This is a genomic window from Oceanisphaera litoralis, from assembly GCF_016907015.1.
Lineage (GTDB): Bacteria > Pseudomonadota > Gammaproteobacteria > Enterobacterales > Aeromonadaceae > Oceanimonas > Oceanimonas litoralis.
The window spans coordinates 56,216-73,014 of sequence record NZ_JAFBBE010000010.1 but is presented as its reverse complement, the minus strand read 5'-3'; the positions used below and the strand labels follow the sequence as shown (position 1 = coordinate 73,014).

Annotated in this window: 14 protein-coding genes and 6 tRNA genes; 18 read left to right on the top strand and 2 right to left on the bottom strand. The window is 59.1% G+C overall.

Annotated features, from left to right (window positions below):
* Nucleotides 1–7: 7 nt before the first annotated feature.
* Complete coding sequence (locus HNR62_RS08055; protein WP_204795561.1) at nt 8–967, top strand: peptidoglycan DD-metalloendopeptidase family protein; 960 nt, start codon at nt 8–10, stop codon at nt 965–967.
* A gap of 42 nt (nt 968–1,009) precedes the next feature.
* Nucleotides 1,010–1,981, top strand: coding sequence for an RNA polymerase sigma factor RpoS (gene rpoS, locus HNR62_RS08050; protein WP_204795560.1), 972 nt, complete (start codon nt 1,010–1,012; stop codon nt 1,979–1,981).
* Between the two features lie 348 nt (nt 1,982–2,329).
* Here the strand turns inward: rpoS and mutS are convergent, their stop codons facing one another.
* The gene (gene mutS, locus HNR62_RS08045; protein WP_239552684.1) at nt 2,330–4,936 is read right to left on the bottom strand and encodes a DNA mismatch repair protein MutS; all 2,607 of its coding nucleotides are present in this window, start codon (nt 4,934–4,936) and stop codon (nt 2,330–2,332) included.
* A gap of 110 nt (nt 4,937–5,046) precedes the next feature.
* Here mutS and HNR62_RS08040 point away from each other — a divergent pair, with 110 nt between their 5' ends.
* The 16 genes from HNR62_RS08040 (at nt 5,047) to deoD (ending at nt 16,159) form a co-directional block, all read left to right on the top strand.
* On the top strand, nt 5,047–5,211 hold the full coding sequence (locus HNR62_RS08040) for a hypothetical protein (RefSeq protein ID WP_204795559.1): 165 nt from the start codon (nt 5,047–5,049) through the stop codon (nt 5,209–5,211).
* A 79-nt stretch (nt 5,212–5,290) separates the two neighbouring features.
* Complete coding sequence (locus HNR62_RS08035; RefSeq protein ID WP_204795607.1) at nt 5,291–5,803, top strand: CinA family protein; 513 nt, start codon at nt 5,291–5,293, stop codon at nt 5,801–5,803.
* 70 nt (nt 5,804–5,873) lie between these two features.
* The gene (recA, locus tag HNR62_RS08030) at nt 5,874–6,944 is read left to right on the top strand and encodes a recombinase RecA (protein ID WP_204795558.1); all 1,071 of its coding nucleotides are present in this window, start codon (nt 5,874–5,876) and stop codon (nt 6,942–6,944) included.
* A gap of 71 nt (nt 6,945–7,015) precedes the next feature.
* Nucleotides 7,016–7,477, top strand: coding sequence for a regulatory protein RecX (locus HNR62_RS08025; protein WP_204795557.1), 462 nt, complete (start codon nt 7,016–7,018; stop codon nt 7,475–7,477).
* A 104-nt stretch (nt 7,478–7,581) separates the two neighbouring features.
* Complete coding sequence (gene alaS, locus HNR62_RS08020) at nt 7,582–10,206, top strand: alanine--tRNA ligase (RefSeq protein ID WP_204795556.1); 2,625 nt, start codon at nt 7,582–7,584, stop codon at nt 10,204–10,206.
* A gap of 191 nt (nt 10,207–10,397) precedes the next feature.
* A complete protein-coding gene (gene csrA / locus HNR62_RS08015) occupies nt 10,398–10,589 on the top strand; it encodes a carbon storage regulator CsrA (RefSeq protein ID WP_071472073.1) in 192 nt (63 codons plus the stop codon).
* A gap of 135 nt (nt 10,590–10,724) precedes the next feature.
* Nucleotides 10,725–10,817 (top strand) — tRNA-Ser (locus tag HNR62_RS08010).
* Between the two features lie 5 nt (nt 10,818–10,822).
* A tRNA-Arg gene (locus tag HNR62_RS08005) sits at nt 10,823–10,899 on the top strand.
* A gap of 54 nt (nt 10,900–10,953) precedes the next feature.
* Nucleotides 10,954–11,030: transfer RNA gene (locus HNR62_RS08000), tRNA-Arg, on the top strand.
* Between the two features lie 25 nt (nt 11,031–11,055).
* Nucleotides 11,056–11,132, top strand: a tRNA-Arg gene (locus tag HNR62_RS07995).
* A 75-nt stretch (nt 11,133–11,207) separates the two neighbouring features.
* A tRNA-Ser gene (locus HNR62_RS07990) sits at nt 11,208–11,300 on the top strand.
* 6 nt (nt 11,301–11,306) lie between these two features.
* A tRNA-Arg gene (locus HNR62_RS07985) sits at nt 11,307–11,383 on the top strand.
* 290 nt (nt 11,384–11,673) lie between these two features.
* A complete protein-coding gene (locus tag HNR62_RS07980) occupies nt 11,674–11,916 on the top strand; it encodes an OadG family transporter subunit (protein ID WP_204795555.1) in 243 nt (80 codons plus the stop codon).
* 65 nt (nt 11,917–11,981) lie between these two features.
* On the top strand, nt 11,982–13,784 hold the full coding sequence (oadA, locus tag HNR62_RS07975; RefSeq protein WP_204795554.1) for a sodium-extruding oxaloacetate decarboxylase subunit alpha: 1,803 nt from the start codon (nt 11,982–11,984) through the stop codon (nt 13,782–13,784).
* 9 nt (nt 13,785–13,793) lie between these two features.
* Nucleotides 13,794–14,924, top strand: a complete 1,131-nt coding sequence (locus HNR62_RS07970) for a sodium ion-translocating decarboxylase subunit beta (protein ID WP_204795553.1) — start codon at nt 13,794–13,796, stop codon at nt 14,922–14,924.
* A 518-nt stretch (nt 14,925–15,442) separates the two neighbouring features.
* On the top strand, nt 15,443–16,159 hold the full coding sequence (gene deoD / locus HNR62_RS07965) for a purine-nucleoside phosphorylase (protein ID WP_204795552.1): 717 nt from the start codon (nt 15,443–15,445) through the stop codon (nt 16,157–16,159).
* On the opposite strand, the gene HNR62_RS07960 is transcribed toward deoD, so the two are convergent.
* Complete coding sequence (locus HNR62_RS07960) at nt 16,142–16,798, bottom strand: hypothetical protein (protein WP_204795551.1); 657 nt, start codon at nt 16,796–16,798, stop codon at nt 16,142–16,144. The genes deoD and HNR62_RS07960 overlap by 18 nt on opposite strands.
* Nucleotide 16,799 lies beyond the last annotated feature (1 nt).

Here is a 16,799-nt window from a genome sequence, read left to right as displayed (position 1 = left end):
CGCGCTGATGCTAGGGCGGAGCAGCACATTCAGACTGGCGTGTTTCAACCTGCTGTTGATCACCCTGCTGACGGCCTGTTCCGCCTCTCGTCCTGCGCCGGTAGTGGGGGTGCATGCCCGTGGCCAGATCAAGGCCGACGGCCGCCATTATGTGGTGGTCAAGGGCGATACCCTGTATTCCATCGCCTGGCAGGCCGGTACCGATGTGCCGACCCTGGCACGACATAACCGGATTCAGGCACCTTACTCCATTTATCCCGGCCAGACCCTGCGGCTGGATGTTCCCAATGCCGCTCTGGCGGTATACCGGGTACGTCGTGGCGATACCCTCGGTATCATAGCGCGCAACACCGGTCATACCGTGGCCGACCTGGCGACCCTGAACGGGCTTACACCTCCTTATCGCATCTACGTGGGTCAACCCTTGAACCTGCGTACTCGCACCACGGCGGCGGCGGGGCCGAAAAAGGCCCGGAGCAACTCGAGCACCACTGCTGGTACGAGCACCTCGGCAAAAGCACCCAAGCCACTTGCACCCGCTTCGGGAAAAGCATACGCTGGTTCCAAAGTACAAAAAAACGCCGCTGTCAATGTGAACATCTCCTGGCAATGGCCAGCGGCAGGCCCGGTCATCTCGGGCTTTTCGCTGGCCGAAACCGGTAATAAAGGCATTGATATCAGGGGCAGCAGAGGCCAGGCCATCAAGGCCGCCGCCGCAGGCAAGGTTGTTTACGCAGGGAATGCGCTACGTGGTTACGGCAATCTGATCATCATCAAACACAACGATGATTACTTGTCTGCCTACGCTCACAATGAAGTGCTCCGGGTCAAGGAGCAACAAAGGGTGAGGGCCGGTCAGCACATAGCGGATATGGGTAGCAGTGATACCACCGATGTGCGATTGCATTTCGAAATCCGGTATCAGGGATCCTCGGTTAATCCGATGAAATATCTGCCAAAGCGATAGATTCCGGGAAACAGGTAGTACCCGGACTAAGGGAGAACTGCCATGAGCCATAGTAAAAAAACAGCCCACCATGATGAGGCGGGCTTGAATGCCGGTACTGAACAGGATGTGATGACCGGTAGCGCCGAAAAGGAAAGTATTCAGGAAGAAGAAATTCTCAAGGCACCGAATGCACGAACGCTGGATGTTACCCAGCTTTATCTGGGAGAAATCGGCTTTTCACCCCTGCTGACGGCAGAGGAAGAAGTGCTTTATTCTCGTCGCGCCCTGCGTGGGGATCTCATCGCCCGCAAGCGGATGATCGAGTCCAATCTGCGACTCGTGGTCAAGATATCCCGCCGTTACAACAACCGTGGCCTGGCGCTGCTGGATTTGATTGAAGAGGGCAACCTCGGCCTGATCCGCGCGGTCGAGAAATTCGATCCCGAGCGCGGTTTTCGTTTCTCGACCTATGCCACCTGGTGGATCCGCCAGACCATAGAGCGGGCCATCATGAACCAGACCCGCACCATCCGACTGCCCATTCATGTGGTCAAGGAACTCAACGTTTATCTGCGTACCGCCCGTGAACTGGCCCATCGACTCGATCATGAACCCACCGCCGAAGAGATAGCCGACGCCCTCGACAGGCCGGTGGAAGATGTCTCCCGCATGCTCAAGCTGAACGAAAAAATCAGTTCGGTGGACACCCCCATCGGGGGTGACGGTGACAAGGCGCTGCTCGATGTGATCACCGACGAGAATGATCTGGATCCGGAAACCGAAATACAGGATGAGGACATTCGGCTGAGCCTGGTGCGCTGGCTGGAAGAACTCAATCCCAAGCAGCGAGAGGTGCTGGCCCGTCGTTTCGGCCTGCTCGGCTACGAGGCCTCGACGCTGGAAGACGTGGGCAGAGAGATAGGTCTGACCCGGGAACGGGTACGGCAGATCCAGGTAGAAGCCCTGCGTCGGCTGAAGGAAGTACTTACCCTGCAGGGGCTGTCGATAGACACCCTGTTCTACAGCGATTGACATCGTCAGCAAAAAAGCCAACAGCAAACGGTCGTCTGTTGTTGGCTTTTTGTTTTCTATCGGCGCAGCCTTTTGTCCGTCATCCTGACGAAAGTCAGGATTTCGGTTTTGACTGCGATCACGGTGATTGCGGAATGGCACCCCATGTAGGCACTGCTTCAGCTGTGCAATATCGCGAAGCGATATTTTTGCTCCAGTGCTTCATGTGGCTCTGTGCGTCAGATCCGGCGTTGCCGGATTTAGCAGCTAAAGCAGCTACTACATTCGTGCTGCATGTAAATATCGGCGCCGCTCTGTGCCAATATATTGCACGGATGTAGGCACTGCTTCAGCTGTGCAATATCGCTTTTACGCCTTACGCTTTAGCTTCAACTGATACAGCAGCTCCAGTGCCTGGCGTGGGCTCAGCTCATCCGGCTCTACTTCATCAAGTAACAATAACGCCGGATCCGGCTCGGCTTCGAACAGCGGCAGCGACGGCTGCGGATCTTCATGATGAGCCGGGGTCTTGTCAGCCGCTGCATGCTGGCCTTGCTGTACCTGCTCCCGGGGCCGATGCCCGCTCTCCAGTTCGGCCAGTTTCTGGCGGGCCAGGGTAAGCACCCTTCTCGGCACCCCGGCCAGGGCGGCGACCTGCAAGCCGTAAGAGCGGCTGGCGGCGCCTTCCTGTACCGCATGCATGAAGGCGATGGTGTCCCCATGCTCCACCGCATCCAGATGGACGTTGGCCACCTCGGGCCACAAGCCCGCCAGTTCGGTCAGCTCGAAGTAGTGGGTGGCGAACAGGGTGTAGGCATGCAGCCGGTTGGCCAGCGCATCGGCGCAGGACCAGGCCAGAGCCAGGCCGTCGTAGGTGCTGGTGCCGCGGCCGATTTCATCCATCAGCACCAGGCTGTGACGGCTGGCGTTGTTGAGAATATTGGCGGTTTCGGTCATCTCCACCATGAAGGTGGAGCGGCCCGAGGCCAGATCGTCCGAGGCGCCGATACGGGTAAAAATGCGGTCCACCTTGCCGATACGGGCACGCTGGGCCGGTACGAAAGAGCCGATGTAGGCCATCAGCACGATCAGCGCCGTTTGCCGCATATAGGTGGATTTACCGCCCATGTTCGGCCCGGTGATCACCAGCATCTTGCGCTGCTCCGACATCGACAGCGGGTTGGCGATAAAGGGTTCCGTCATCACCTGCTCGACCACCGGGTGGCGACCTTCCTCTATGTCGATCACCTCGTCGCCGGTCAGCTGCGGGCGGCAGTAATTAAGGCTTTCGGCCCGCTCGGCCAGGTTGGCGAACACATCCAGCTGGGCCAGGGCGATGGCGCTGTGCTGCAACGGTTGCAGCTGTTCCAGCAGGCGGTCCAGCAGCGCCTCGTACAGTTTCTTTTCCAGCGCCAGGCCCTTGCTCTGGGCGTTAAGTACCTTGTCTTCGTACTCTTTCAGCTCGGGAATGAGGTAGCGCTCGTTGTTCTTCAGGGTCTGGCGACGTACATAATGCACCGGCACCAGATGGGCGCTGGCCCGGCTGACCTCGATGTAAAAACCGTGCACCCGGTTATAGGCCACTTTCAGGGTAGGTATACCGGTGGCGGCTTTTTCCCGGGCTTCCAGCTCTTCCAGATACCGGTGGGCCCCGGCGGCCAGCTCGCGCAGCTCGTCCAGCTCGGAGTTGAAGCCATCACGAATGACGCCGCCGTCGCGGATCAGCACCGGCGGGGTATCGACCACCGCCCGTTCCAGCAACTCGGCCAGCTCCGGAAACCGGCCGATGCGATCGGCCAGGGCGTCCAGACAGCAAGGCGTGGCCTCGCTTACCAAGGCCTGAATGTCGGGCAACGCCTGCAAGGCGGCGCGCAGCCGACTCAGATCCCGGGGCCGGGCCGAACGCAACGCCAGTCGTGCCAGCACCCGCTCCATGTCGCCGACCTGACGCAGCAGCGGGCGCAACTCTTCGTGACGACCCTGCTCCATCAGCAGGGCAATCATGTCCTGACGGCGGTTGAGATCGTCGATATCGCGGCTGGGCTGGTGGATCCAGCGCTTGAGCAGGCGGCTACCCATGGGGGTGGCGGTGTTGTCCAGCACCTCGGCCAGGGTGTTTTCCAGGGTGCCGGACAGGTTCAGGGTCAGCTCCAGGTTACGGCGGGTGGCGGCATCCATGATCACCATGTCCTGACTGCGCTCCAGACTCACGCTGCCGATATGGGGCAGAGCGGTGCGCTGGGTGTCTTTTACATATTGCAGCAGGCAACCGGCGGCACAGAGGGCGGTGGTGGACTGCTCGACGCCGAAGCCCACCAGATCCCGGGTGCCGAACTGCTGGCACAGCAGGTGCCGGGCGGTGCCCAGATCGAACTCCCATTCCGGCCGGCGGCGCAGCCCCTTGCGGCTTTCGATAAGCCCAAACCAGGCAAAGCCTTCAGGATACAGCAGCTCGGCGGGCTGGGTACGCTGCAACTCGGCGACCAGCGCCTCTTCGGTATCGAACTGGTTGAGCACGAAGCGGCCGGTGCTGACATCGATGATGCCGTAACCGAATTGCTGACCATCGTGATACACCGCCGCGAGGCAGTTGTCCTGCCGGTCGGCCAGCAGCGCCTCGTCCGACAGGGTGCCGGGGGTAATAATACGCACCACCTGGCGTTCCACCGGTCCCTTGCTGGTGGCCGGATCGCCAATCTGCTCGCAGATGGCCACCGACTCGCCCATCTGGACCAGCCGCGCCAGGTAGTTTTCCGCCGCATGATGGGGCACCCCCGCCATGGGAATGGCGTTGCCGCCCGACTTGCCGCGCTTGGTCAGGGAGATATCCAGCAGGCGCGAGGCCTTCTTGGCATCGTCATAGAACAGCTCATAAAAATCACCCATACGGTAGAACAGCAGTATGTCCGGATGCTGCGCCTTGAGGGCGAGATATTGCTGCATCATGGGAGTATGTTGGGTCTTGTCTTGATTCATAGCTAAATCAATACCTTATATCTTTATGAGACTGTTTCTGAAAACGGTGAGGCGAGCGAAGCATGACTCGCTGCCGGGGCGGAATCATACCAGTATCCTGGCCTAAACACATGATCCTGAAGATGATGCCCGGGGTATTGTTGGGCTTCTGGCTGTCGCGGCGGCTTGAAAAGGTCGTTCAGAAAGACAGCGCCCGGCCGGCAATACTGCGGATTTCCGCCCTGTCGGCGCTGGTGGTGTTGTGGCAGGGGGTAACCGGCGGCCTGAACGGATAAAGGTTCACTGACAGAACGTCGATAGCCGTTGGCGATGCCGCCCCGTATCGGCATAATAACCGTCTGTTTGCAGCAATGGATGACCGGGGAGGGCGCTTTGAATCTGACGACACTGGCACAACAACTGGGTGATGCCTTGCTGAGTCGCGGGCTGACGGTGACCACGGCCGAATCCTGTACCGGCGGCGGCATAGCCTGTACCATCACCGATATTGCTGGCAGTTCGGCCTGGTTCGAGCGGGGCTTTGTCACCTACTCCAATGCGGCCAAGAGCGAGATGCTGGGCGTCGATCCCGCGCTTATCGAGCGTGACGGTGCCGTCAGCGAGGCGGTGGTCATCGCCATGGCCAAGGGCGCCTGTGCCGCCGGCGGCGACTCGCTCGGGGTGGCGGTCAGTGGTGTGGCCGGCCCCGATGGCGGCAGCCCGGAAAAACCGGTCGGCACCGTCTGGCTGGCCTGTCACCTGGCGGCGGAGGATAAAACCCATTGCCGCCTGCTGCAGCTCGAGGGCGACCGCCTGAGTGTGCGCCGGCAAACCATAGCGGCGGCGCTGCAGGAATGCCTGGCGCTGGTGGACAAGCCCCGGGCTTGATACTGTACGAATAACCAGTATACTCAATCTTATATTTTTCGACGCATTAGCTTAATCAGCGGAGCTCCTCATGGATCAGAACAAAGAAAAAGCCTTGGCCGCGGCCCTGGGTCAGATTGAAAAACAATTTGGCAAAGGCTCTATCATGCGACTGGGCGACAACAAGGCGTTGAATATCGAGTCCATTTCTACTGGCTCCCTGTCGCTGGATATCGCACTCGGTATCGGCGGTCTGCCCACCGGTCGTATTGTCGAGATCTATGGCCCCGAGTCCTCCGGTAAAACCACCCTGACCCTGCAGGTGATTGCCGAAGCCCAGCGGGCCGGCAAGGTCTGTGCCTTCGTGGATGCGGAGCACGCGCTGGATCCGCAGTATGCGGGCAAGCTGGGCGTCAACGTCGACGATTTGCTGGTGTCCCAGCCGGATACCGGTGAGCAGGCGCTGGAAATCTGCGACATGCTGGTGCGCTCCGGTGCCGTCGACGTCATCATCGTCGACTCGGTCGCGGCCCTGACGCCGCGCGCCGAAATCGAAGGCGAAATGGGCGACTCCCACGTGGGTCTCCAGGCGCGTCTCATGTCCCAGGCGCTGCGCAAGCTGACCGGTAACATCAAGAGCGCCAACTGCCTGGTGATCTTCATCAACCAGATCCGCATGAAGATCGGCGTCATGTTCGGCAGCCCCGAAACCACCACGGGTGGCAACGCGCTCAAGTTCTACGCCTCGGTACGTCTCGACATCCGTCGTATCGGTGCCATCAAGGAAGGTGACGAAGTCATCGGCAACGAAACCCGGGTCAAGGTGGTCAAGAACAAGGTAGCGCCGCCGTTCAAGCAGGCCGAGTTCCAGATCGTCTACGGTGCCGGTATCTCCAAGGAAGGCGAGCTGATCGAGCTGGGCGTCAAGCACAAGCTGGTAGAAAAAGCCGGTGCCTGGTACAGCTACAAAGGCAACAAGATAGGCCAGGGCAAGGCCAACTCGATGAAATACCTGCTGGAGCATAAAGACATCTCCGATGAAATCGAGCGCCTGCTGCGCGAAATGCTGTTGCTGGCGCCGGGTTCGGCCAAAGATGAAGCGGCAGCCAAAGGCGAGGCGCTGGCCGAGCTGGACGGCCCGGGCAATAACGAAGAGTTTTAATCAAGAGGCCGGGCAATGCCCGGCCTTTGTTTTATTGGTATTTGTTTTATTGGTATTTGTTTTAGCAGAACATGATGGAACCACCACTTACTCCCCAGCAACTGTGGGATTGCGCCCTCCGGTTGTTGTCCCGCCGGGATCACAGCCGCCGCGAGCTGGCCCAGAAACTTCGTCAACGGCAGTTTGATGCCGAGCTTATCGAGCTGGCGCTGGATAAACTGGAGCAGCAGCAATGGCTGGCCGACCGCCGTTATGCCACCGTGCAGGTGCGCCAGCATATCTTCAGGAAGCATGGCCCGCTGCGTATTCGTGTCGAGTTGCAGCGCAAGGGCGTGACCCAGGCCGATATCGAGCAGGCGCTGGAAGAAGAAGCACCCGACTGGTTCGAGCTGGCGCTGGCCTGCTACCGGTCTCGCTTCGCCTTTGCCGAGCGGCTGGATATCAAGGAAAAAGCAAGGCGCATGCGTTATCTGCAGAGCCGGGGCTTCACTTCAGACCATATTCGCTACGCCCTGGAGACCCCGCCGGAGTAGCCCTTTCTGCCCCGCCGCTGCAAGGCGCGTTTTACATTGGCCCGGATACCTTTTAAATTATCCGGGTTAACGCCTATGAACCCAGCAATAGAACAGGATTATCCATGCAGATGACCACATCTGAGTTACGCACTGCGTTTCTCGAGTATTTCCGCCAGCAGGGCCACCAGGTGGTGGCATCCAGCTCGCTGGTTCCCCACAACGACCCGACCCTGCTGTTTACCAATGCCGGCATGAACCAGTTCAAGGAGCTGTTCCTGGGACTGGAGCAGCGGGCCTACAACCGGGCCACCAGCTCACAGCGTTGCGTGCGCGCCGGCGGCAAGCACAACGATCTGGAGAATGTGGGTTATACCGCGCGTCACCATACGTTTTTCGAAATGCTGGGTAACTTCAGTTTTGGTGACTACTTCAAGCAGGATGCCATCCGCTTCGCCTGGGAATTTCTGACCGAGGTGGTCAAGCTGCCCAAAGAGAAACTGTGGGTAACCGTGTACGCCACCGACGACGAGGCCTTCGACATCTGGTCGAAGCAGGTCGGCGTACCGGTCGAGCGCATAGTGCGCATCGGCGACAACAAGGGCGCCGAGTATGCGTCCGACAACTTCTGGACCATGGGCGATACCGGCCCCTGCGGCCCCTGTACCGAAATTTTCTTCGATCACGGCGAGCACATCTGGGGCGGCCCTCCCGGCAGCCCGGAAGAAGACGGTGATCGCTATATCGAGATCTGGAACCTGGTGTTCATGCAATTCAACCGCCATGCGGATGGTACCATGGAGCCGCTGCCCAAGCCGTCGGTTGACACCGGCATGGGACTGGAGCGTATTGCCACCATACTGCAGGGCGTTCATTCCAACTACGAAATCGACCTGTTCCAGGCCCTGATCAAGGCGGCGGCCAAGGCCGTGGGCACGGAGGATCTGGACAACAAGTCGCTGCGGGTCATCGCCGACCATATCCGTTCCTGCTCTTTCCTGATCGCCGATGGTGTCATGCCGTCCAACGAAGGTCGGGGCTATGTGTTGCGCCGTATCATTCGTCGCGCTGTGCGCCATGGTCGCAAGCTGGGTGCCGAGCAGTCCTTCTTCCATACCCTGGTGGGTGCCCTGTGCGAGCAGATGGCCGATGCCTATCCGGAGCTGAACACCCAGCGCGCCATTATCGAGAAGGTGCTGCGGCTGGAAGAAGAGCAGTTTGCCCGTACCCTGGGCCGCGGTCTGCAACTGCTGGAAGATGCCATCGCTGAGCTGGGCGACGCCAGGGTGCTGCCGGGCGAGGTGGTGTTCAAGCTGTACGATACCTATGGTTTTCCGGCGGATCTGACTGCCGATGTACTGCGCGACCGCGAGCTGAGCATCGATGAAGCCGGTTTCGAAATCCTGATGCAGCAGCAGCGGGAGCGGGCCAAGGAAGCCTCCAACTTCGGTGTGGACTATTCCCGGGTGATCAAGGTGGAGGGCGAGACCGACTTCACCGGTTACCAGCACCTGGCCGAGTCGGCCAGGGTGACGGCGCTGTTCAAGGACGGCGAGCCGGTGTCTGCCCTGATTGCGGGTGAAGAAGGCGCCCTGGTGCTGGACAAGACCCCCTTCTACGCGGAGTCCGGTGGTCAGGTCGGTGATACCGGCGTGATCAAGCTGGATGACGGCCTCTTCGTGGTCAGGGATACCCAGAAGGCCGGTAACGGTATTCTGCACCTGGGCCAGCTGGAGCTGGGCACCCTGGAAGTGGGGGAGGCGGTCACCGCGGCGGTAGACAGCTATCGACGTCAGGCCACGGCGCTCAACCACTCGGTCACCCACCTGATGCATGATTGTCTGCGCAAGCTGCTGGGCGACCACGTCATTCAGAAGGGGTCGCTGGTGGGACCCGATCGTCTGCGTTTCGACTTCTCGCATCTGGAAGCCATGACGGCGCAGGAAATTCGCGAAATCGAAGACATGGTCAACAAGGAGATCCGTGCCAATCACGAAGTCTCTACCCGGCTGATGGATCTGGACTCTGCCAAGGAGGCCGGCGCCATGGCACTGTTCGGCGAGAAATACGACGATGAAGTGCGCGTAGTCTCGATGGGCGATGCCTCCACCGAATTGTGCGGTGGTACTCACGTACAGCGTACCGGCGATATCGGCCTGTTCAAGATCCTGTCCGAAAGCGGCATTGCCGCCGGGATTCGTCGCATCGAAGCGGTGACCGGTGAGGCGGCCCAGGCCTATCTGTATCAGCTGAATCAGGAACTGGCCCAGACGGCCAGTCTGGTAAAGGGCGATCTGTTCTCGGTCTCGGACAAGGTGCGGCAGGTGCTGGATCGCAGCCGTCAGCTCGAAAAGGAAATCGAACAGCTCAAGGCCAAGCTGACCGCGCACGCGGGCACGGCGCTGCTGGATCAGGTTATCGAGGTGAAGGGCACCAAGGTGCTGGTGGCCAACCTGGAAGGGGTCGACAGCAAGTCGCTACGCGGCTCTCTGGACGATCTCAAGGTCAAGCTGCAATCCGGTATTGTGGTACTGGCTACCGTGACCGAGGGCAAGGTCAGCCTGATTGCCGGCGTGACCAAGGATCTGACCGGTAAGGTCAAGGCCGGTGAACTGGTGAACCTGGTGGCCCAGCAGGTGGGCGGCAAGGGCGGCGGTCGACCGGATATGGCTCAGGCCGGTGGCACCGAACCGGCCCGGCTGCCGGCGGCGCTGGCTTCCGTCACTCCCTGGCTGACAGAACGGCTATAATGTCAAAAGGTTGAAAATACGTCGCTGTGGAAAGTAAGTGGCAATAAAAGAGGCCTGTCATCGACAGGCCTCTTGATTTGGAAATAACGGCACCCCATCTGTTAATTGGGGAAAAGCTAGGTTTTTGAATACCTTTATCGGATAATAAGTAACATTTTCGACTATTACATAGCGCACACAGGAGCAGCCAGATGCTGATTTTGACTCGACGAGTAGGGGAAACCCTGATGATTGGTGACGAAGTCACCGTAACCGTACTAGGTGTTAAGGGTAACCAGGTTCGTATCGGCGTCAATGCGCCGAAAGAAGTCTCTGTGCACCGTGAAGAGATTTACATGCGGATACAGGCCGAGAAAGGCACCGCAGAAGACAGCCAGTACTAAGCTATTCCGGGGTGATTATTGTTCCTTCTGGCTGCTTTCAACTCATTGTGTTTAAAGATTGTTCGGGTGGTGGAGTCGGGTGAGAAAAGTGTTTGACTTATTTTGGCCTGACGTTAATATACGCCCCGCAAACACGGTGAGGTGGCCGAGAGGCTGAAGGCGCTCCCCTGCTAAGGGAGTATGCGGCTTATACCCGCATCGAGGGTTCGAATCCCTCCTTCACCGCCATTTACGCATCCGTAGCTCAGCTGGATAGAGTACTCGGCTACGAACCGAGCGGTCGGAGGTTCGAATCCTCCCGGATGCGCCATATTTAGAAAGTAAGATTTAGAAAGTAGTACCAGGTTAGACAAGTTTCAGAAAAGCATCCGTAGCTCAGCTGGATAGAGTACTCGGCTACGAACCGAGCGGTCGGAGGTTCGAATCCTCCCGGATGCGCCATCTGAATCTTGCCACAGTTTAAAATGCATCCGTAGCTCAGCTGGATAGAGTACTCGGCTACGAACCGAGCGGTCGGAGGTTCGAATCCTCCCGGATGCGCCATATTGAAAGGCCGGCCAAGCGCCGGTCTTTCCATTTATAGTGTTTTTGTCTGATATGTTGTTTGTCTGAAAACACGGTGAGGTGGCCGAGAGGCTGAAGGCGCTCCCCTGCTAAGGGAGTATGCGGCTTATACCCGCATCGAGGGTTCGAATCCCTCCTTCACCGCCATTTAACGCATCCGTAGCTCAGCTGGATAGAGTACTCGGCTACGAACCGAGCGGTCGGAGGTTCGAATCCTCCCGGATGCGCCATCATATTGAAAAGCCGGCCCCGCGCCGGCTTTTTTGTGTCTGTCATATCGATTTCCTGCCGAATTCCCTTTTTCGCCGGCCTTGCCTACCCTTCTTTTTTTGTATATAAATCACCGTTAAAATTTAAATATTGAATATTTATATTTAATATTTGGTTTTAAATGTGATTAGTTGCACTTTTTACATATTTTTTTGTAATTTTTACAACATTTTTGAGCATGTAACATTGCCAATATAGGTGCGAGCTGGGTATGCTCGTGACCGGATCGCAGATAGCAAGGAGCCTGCTGATGAATAACGTCTCTTCTCAACTAGTTGAAGCCGCCGGACTGATGGGGCTGGGCATGATGTTTGTCTTTGCCTTTCTCTCCCTCACCATCCTGGCCATCAAGGTATTATCGCTGGTTGCCGCCGAACCGGCATCTATGCCGGTTTCCGCCACCGCGACTCCCGCCGGCAACGGCCTGAGTCCACAAAAAATGGCCGCCATCGGCGCCGCCGTCAAGCAATACAAAAACAATAAAAAAGACTGAGTCAGGCAAGGCATCGACCGAACTGACTAAAACGGAACTTAACGAAACTTAACGGAGCTAGTCAAATGACCAAACCTCTTGCCATCACCGATGTGGTGTTGCGTGACGCGCACCAATCTCTGCTTGCCACCCGTTTGCGCCTGGAAGACATGCTGCCCATCGCCGAAAAGCTGGATGACATCGGCTACTGGTCGCTGGAAACCTGGGGAGGCGCCACCTTCGATGCCTGCATTCGTTATCTGGGCGAAGATCCCTGGGAACGCCTGCGTGCCCTGAAAAAAGCCATGCCGAAAACCCCCCAGCAGATGTTGCTGCGGGGCCAGAACCTGCTGGGCTACCGTCATTATGCCGACGATCTGGTGTACAAGTTTGTGGAGCGGGCCCGTACCAATGGCATGGATGTGTTCCGCATCTTCGATGCCATGAACGACGTGCGCAACCTGGAAACCGCCATCAAGGCCACGGTGGCGGTCGAAGGTCATGCCCAGGGTACCATCTCCTATACCACGTCCCCGGTACACACCCTGGAAATGTGGGTGGACATGGCTAAAAAGCTGGAAGACATGGGGTGTCATTCCATCTGCATCAAGGACATGGCCGGACTGCTCAAACCCTATGAAGCCGAGAAGCTGATCACGCGCATCAAGGCCGAGGTCAAGCTGCCGCTGGCATTGCATTGCCATGCCACCACCGGCCTGAGCCTGCCGACGCACATGAAAGCCATCGATGCCGGTATCGACATCCTGGATGCCTCCATTTCGTCGATGAGCATGACCTATGGTCATTCGCCCACCGAGACCCTGGTGGCCATGGTGGAGGGCTCAGAGCGCGATACCGGTCTGGATCTGCTCAAGCTGGAAGAGATTGCCGCCTATTTTCGCGAGGTGCGCAAGAAGTACGCCAAATTCGAAGGCAGCCTCAAGGGGATCGACTCCCGGATCCTGCTGTCTCAGGTGCCGGGTGGCATGCTCACCAACATGGAGGGTCAGCTGAAAGAGCAGGGCGCGGCCGACAGAATGGACGAGGTGCTGAAAGAAATTCCCCGGGTGCGTGAGGATCTGGGCTTTATCCCGCTGGTGACGCCGACCTCCCAGATTGTCGGCACCCAGGCGGTGATCAACGTCCTGACCGGCGAGCGCTACAAGAGCATCACCAAGGAAACTGCCGGCGTACTGAAAGGCGAATACGGCGCCGCCCCGGCCCCGGTCAATGCCGAGCTGCAACAGCGGGTGCTGGAAGGCGCCGAGCCGATCACCTGCCGCCCGGCGGATCTGTTGACCGACGAGCTGGCAAAACTGACCGCTGAGTTCCAGGCATTGGCGAGAGAAGAACAGCTGCGGGTCGCCACCGACGAGGTGGATGATGTACTGACCTACGCCCTGTTCCCGCAGATCGGCCTCAAGTTTATTCGTCATCGCGACGATGCTTCCGCCTTTGAACCGGCCCCGGGCACCGAGCCCGAGCCGGCAGCGGCGCCCGCATCCCTTGCCAGCCAGTCGGCGGGAAGCCCCGAAGTCTATGCGGTCAAGGTCGACGGTCAGCTCTATGAAGTGGAAGTGGGTCCGGCCGGCAGCATCAGCGCCGTACAGGGTGCCCGGAGTACCGCCGCCCCGGTGGCTGCTGCCCCGCAAGTCGCACCAGCGGCGACCGGCTCCGGTGAAGCTGTGCCGGCGCCGCTGGCCGGTAATATCTTCAAGGTGGTCGCCAAGGCAGGTACTCAGGTCGCCGCCGGTGATGTGCTGCTGATCCTGGAAGCTATGAAGATGGAAACCGAGGTGCGGGCGGCCCGGGCCGGTCAGGTGCTGAATGTACTGGTGAAAGAGGGCGATGCCGTATCCGTTGGCGACCCTCTGGTCAACCTGGCCTAAGGAGCTGAAATGGACTCGTTACTGACTCTGTGGCAGGAAACCGGCCTGGCCAACTTTCACTGGAAGCAGCTGGTGATGATAGCGGTGGGCCTGGGTCTCATCTATCTCGCCATCGCCAGGGGCTTCGAGCCCCTGCTGTTGCTGCCCATCGGCTTCGGCGGTGTGCTGGCCAATATTCCCAATGCCGGCATGGCCGATCCGGGCGGGCTGCTGTATTACATCTATGAAGTGGGTATCGGCACCGGCGTCTTTCCCTTGCTGATCTTCATGGGGGTGGGCGCCATGACCGACTTCGGCGCCCTGATTGCCAACCCCAAGACCCTGTTGCTTGGCGCGGCGGCGCAGTTTGGCATCTTTGCCACCCTGTTCGGCGCCATCGCCCTGAACGCGTTGCCCGGCTTTGACTTTACCCTGGCGGATGCATCGGCTATCGCCATCATAGGGGGGGCGGATGGTCCTACCGCCATCTTCCTGGCTTCCAAGCTGGCTCCGGACTTGCTCGGTGCCATCGCGGTGGCAGCCTATTCCTATATGGCGCTGGTGCCCATTATTCAGCCGCCGATCATGAAGTTGCTGACCACCAAGGCAGAGCGTGAAATCAAGATGGAACAGCTGCGGCACGTGAGCAAGCGGGAGAAGGTGTTGTTCCCGCTGATGGTGCTGACCCTGACCATACTGTTTCTGCCGGCGGCGGCGCCGCTGATCGGCATGTTCTGTCTGGGTAACCTGATGAAGGAGTCCGGGGTGGTGGACCGGCTGTCCAAGACGGCACAGAACGAGCTGATCAACGTCGTCACCATCTTTCTGGGTCTGGCGGTGGGTTCCAAGCTGTCGGCGGAGCAGTTCCTGACCCTGGATACCCTGGGTATTCTGGGGCTGGGCGCGGTGGCTTTCTCCATCGGCACCGCCGGTGGCGTGCTGATGGCCAAGCTGATGTGCAAGCTGTCCGGTGGCAGGGTCAACCCGCTGATCGGCGCGGCCGGCGTCTCGGCGGTCCCCATGGCGGCCCGGGTGGTCAACAAGGTGGGCCTGGAGGCCAACAACCAGAACTTCCTGCTGATGCATGCCATGGGCCCGAACGTCGCCGGTGTGCTCGGCTCGGCGGTCGCCGCCGGTGTGCTGCTGGCGCTGGTCGGCTGACCCGGCTTTTCCGACCTGTTGTTACCTATGTAAACAAGGCGCCTGCGGGCGCCTTTTCTATTCCTAGCCGCAGCAAACAAGAGGCAACAGGGTTGCCTCCTCCGACACGCTGCAAGCACCTCCTTGTAGGCACAGCTGTAGGCGATGCTTCAGCTTCGCAATGTGGCGTAGCCACATCCTGCAATATCGCAGAGCGATATCTTTGCGCCGATGTTTCATGTTGCTCTGTGCATCAGATCCTCTGTGCATCAGATCCGGCGTTGCCGGATTTAGCAGCTGAAGCAGCTACTACATGCGTGCTATATATAAATGTTGTCCGCTCTGTGCCGTCATCCAGACGAAAATCAGGATTTCGGTTTTGACTGTGTCACGGTTATTGCGGAATGGTGCTTGAGCGTGTCGGCGGAGCTGGCCCTTTTCCCGATGTACGAATAGAAACAGACGTGAAACACCTCAATCGGTTAAAACGGTTAGTATTATACGTCTATCCCAAAGACCAACAGAGGAGTGAACAGGTTATGGCGACCCCCCATATCAAGGCCGAGCGAGGTGACTTTGCCGATACCGTGCTGATGCCGGGCGACCCGTTGCGGGCCCAGTACATCGCCGATACCTTTCTGTCCGACGTCAGACAGGTGAACCAGGTGCGCAATATGCTCGGCTTTACCGGCAGCTACAAGGGCCGGGCCATCTCGGTGATGGGTCATGGCATGGGCATACCGTCGGTGTCCATCTATGCCAAGGAGCTGATTACCGAGTTCGGCGTCAATACCCTGATCCGGGTCGGATCCTGCGGCGCCGTACGCGATGACGTGGCGTTGCGAGATGTGGTGATTGGCCTGGGCGCCAGCACCGATTCCCGGGTCAATCGGATTCGCTTCATGGAACACGACCTGGCCGCCCTGGCCGACTTCGATCTGGTGACACATGCCGTCGCGGCGGCGAAGGCCTGCAAGGTGCCGGTCAGGGTGGGCAATCTGTTTTCGGCCGACCTCTTCTATTCGCCCCAGCCCGAGCTGTTCGCGTTGATGAAACGCTACGGTATTCTGGGGGTAGAGATGGAAGCGGCGGGGCTGTATGGCGTGGCGGCCGAATACGGCGCCCGGGCGCTGACCCTCTGTACCGTGTCCGATCATATTCTGCGCCACGAGGCACTGAGTGCCGACGAGCGCCAGACCAGCTTCGACGACATGATGGAGGTGGCGCTGGAGTCGGTATTACTGGGCGGCGTCTGATTGTTCTTGTGGCGCCTGTGTATCTGGCGCCGGCAACTGCCTTTGTTGTTGGTCTTGCCGCCGGCGCCTGAGCCCCAGCCCCACCAGGATACCCAGTAGCGCGCACAGGGGTAACAGCCAGCTCACATGATGCAGCAGCTGTTGCCAGATGCCGCGTTGCGCCATCGTCAGCGGCGAGGGCGCCAGCTGCATACGCAGGAAGCCGACCGGCCGCTCTTCCTGATATAGCGGACGTATGTAAGGGAGTTCACCATCGCCGAGCAGGCCGGCCTCGGCCAGTAGCTGGCCGCCACCATCGTACAGTTGCGCCGCGACCACCAGCTTGGCGCTGACCAGTTCCTCCACCAGTCGGCGCTGGCGCTCGGCGTCATCGGTCACCAGGGAGTTTATCGCCTGCAGCTCGGCATAATCGGCAAGCGGGGCGGCCAGCGTTCGCTGGGGCAACTGTCGCCAGCGTTGGCCGAGCTCCGTGACTTGCAGCCACTGCCAGCCGATGAACGACATCAGCAGCAGAATCAGGAGTAGCAGAGCCAGCAGCGGTTTGTATTTTACGGGGTGTTTTTTCCACATGGCGGCAATATTGTCTCTTGCCCGGCGAAAAAGCAATACGCTACCCTGAACGCCGGTCTTTGTGAGCATA